At 39.9% G+C, this 2,089-nt stretch carries 5 protein-coding genes; all 5 read right to left on the reverse strand.

Features of this window, described 5'->3' with window-relative positions; genetic code table 11:
- Positions 1–17 precede the first annotated feature (17 nt).
- The 5 genes from G561_RS0113355 to G561_RS0113375 all read right to left on the reverse strand — a co-directional run bounded on the left by G561_RS0113355 (position 18) and on the right by G561_RS0113375 (position 1,983).
- Positions 18–314 (reverse strand): hypothetical protein, encoded by a 297-nt coding sequence (locus tag G561_RS0113355; RefSeq protein ID WP_028859976.1) that lies wholly within the window; start codon positions 312–314, stop codon positions 18–20.
- 152 nt (positions 315–466) lie between these two features.
- Positions 467–652 carry a hypothetical protein gene (locus tag G561_RS0113360; protein WP_028859977.1) on the reverse strand — a complete coding sequence of 62 codons (186 nt, stop codon included), beginning with the start codon at positions 650–652 and terminating at the stop codon, positions 467–469.
- Positions 645–1,118 carry a hypothetical protein gene (locus G561_RS0113365; protein WP_028859978.1) on the reverse strand — a complete coding sequence of 158 codons (474 nt, stop codon included), beginning with the start codon at positions 1,116–1,118 and terminating at the stop codon, positions 645–647. The genes G561_RS0113360 and G561_RS0113365 overlap by 8 nt, the downstream gene beginning before the upstream one ends.
- A gap of 1 nt (position 1,119) precedes the next feature.
- On the reverse strand, positions 1,120–1,671 hold the full coding sequence (locus tag G561_RS0113370) for a hypothetical protein (RefSeq protein ID WP_028859979.1): 552 nt from the start codon (positions 1,669–1,671) through the stop codon (positions 1,120–1,122).
- A 51-nt stretch (positions 1,672–1,722) separates the two neighbouring features.
- Positions 1,723–1,983: a hypothetical protein gene (locus G561_RS0113375; RefSeq protein ID WP_028859980.1), complete on the reverse strand. Its 261-nt coding sequence runs from the start codon at positions 1,981–1,983 to the stop codon at positions 1,723–1,725.
- Between the last annotated feature and the right edge of the window lie 106 nt (positions 1,984–2,089).

Here is a 2,089-nt window from a genome sequence, read left to right on the forward strand (position 1 = left end):
GAGTTTGAGAGACGATACTATGATAGCCTTAATGAGTCAGACAAAGCTGCCTGACTCAAGCAATCCACTCTCCGATATAGTCGGGGCGGTTCATTTGTCACACTTTCAAAGTCATTAGCAGTATGACCGACCTGTACCCCTACATTATTGATACTTTGACCTTGCTTTCCAGTACCTATGCTCATACTACCGCCTAGGTTACGCTGATCATTGGTGGCGGTGTTGATAATATCTTTGGTGGTTAAAGTGTCTGTGGTAAAGTTAAGGGTGCCACTGCCTTGATTGCCCTCACTATCGGTTTGGATGTTGGCCATAATACCGCCAATGTTGGTGGTATCGCCTGCTTTGAAGGATTGCTTGTTACCTCTATCAATGATACCGCTTTGTTCGGCTGCGGTAATGCTTTGTGCGTTGCCGTTTGCTTTGTTGGCGCCTAGGCTGCCCCAATAATTCCTTTTTTAGACTTTTAATTAATAAGTGCCTGCTTAAATTCAATCGCCGCTTGTTTAATTTCTTCTTTGTCCATTTTAAATTGAATCATTTTACTTCCATTTGGTTGAAGTGAACTTTGCACACGCACAATTCTTGATTTATAAAATCCGACAAAAAATGCAACGATTATAATCAGTAGAAACAACCACATACTAGCCATCCGTGGTATGACTCCAACCTTCTGCTTCAATTTCTTTCACTACTTCGCTGTAAAGCTCTGGTAACTTCCGATTTTTATAGTATGGTGATTCCCACATTTCTTCTGCAGTTAGTCCCCCTTTTAAACTAGTTATTATACGGTAATATGGGTCTTGTACTTCTGGCCACGATAGCTCATCACCTAACACTCGACCAACATAACTCATCATATAACCCATAAAGTCAAATAGCTCATTAATATCACCTCTTATAGCCAAACGATAAATAGGCTCAAATGCTTCTAAGACTGGCTTCACTGTTCGTGTCTCAATCTCTATGCAACGTAATATATCTTCTTCAGTCCAATCAGGATGTCGTATTAATGCACCCTTTTCAATTTTTTCTCTTGACTTCCACTCTATAAGTGCCTGCTTAAATTCAATCGCTGCTTGTTTAATTTCTTTTTTGTCCATTTTAAATTGAATCATTTTACTTTACCTTTATGATGTCATTGGTTTCTACTGGTTCTTGCCATAGTTTACGGTTAGGTACTATGGTTTGGGTGGCATTACCTACATTGGTCAAACCAGTAGCGTTAGTCGTAGTTGCTATGGATGATTGATACACTCTTGGTGCTTCACCTGCTTTGGGTTGCATGACAAATACTTTAAAGCTGTTAGCCTGACTACCTTCGGGTAGCCCTAAGATATCATTGGCTCTATCAGGGTGGGCTTTGACCAAATCATATTGAGCTTGATCTATCCAATAACCTGTGTTTGGACTAGGTGTATCATAGTCACCACCTAACTTAACAAGCTTATACAGTTTTGTATTTTGATTAGCTACTTGTACTACTGGTACCGGTTTTCCTGATTCAATATATTCTTTTAAAGCTCTATCAGGATTAGGGTGTCCACTCTCCACGATATCCTCCATCATAATATTTTTTACAGATTGTGGCACATCATTTTCTGAAATACCATGAGTCTGAAAGTCCTGTGTTGTTGTGTGTTTTGGGGCTACATATGGCTCATCGCCCATTGCTACATGAGGAGGGTTATCAATATTGAATTTAATCGCATCAGCTCTAGCTTAATTTGTTGCATTAGATATTCTTGGCTTAGGTTTCAATAGTAAATTTCCACTACCAGCGAATCCGGTAGAAACTCCTACAACTAACTTCGTTTTTCCAGCGGTATTTTTATCTACACCTATCGCATCTAAAGCCGCAGAAGGCACCTGATCAGATTGTTTTTTACCATAATTACTCCTTCCAGTTGCAACATTATCAGAGCCTTCTATTATAAGTGCACCACCTACTGTACAACCTACAACTGATGTGCAAAGTGTCATACCACCAAAAACCTTGAACCGCCCCGGGATTGTCGGAGACTCAATTTTCTGAGAGAATACGACAATGAAAACACGAAACTATACCCCTGAAATGAAAGAGCGAGCC

Source organism: Psychrobacter phenylpyruvicus DSM 7000 = NBRC 102152, assembly GCF_000685805.1.
In the GTDB taxonomy this organism is placed as follows: domain Bacteria; phylum Pseudomonadota; class Gammaproteobacteria; order Pseudomonadales; family Moraxellaceae; genus Psychrobacter; species Psychrobacter phenylpyruvicus.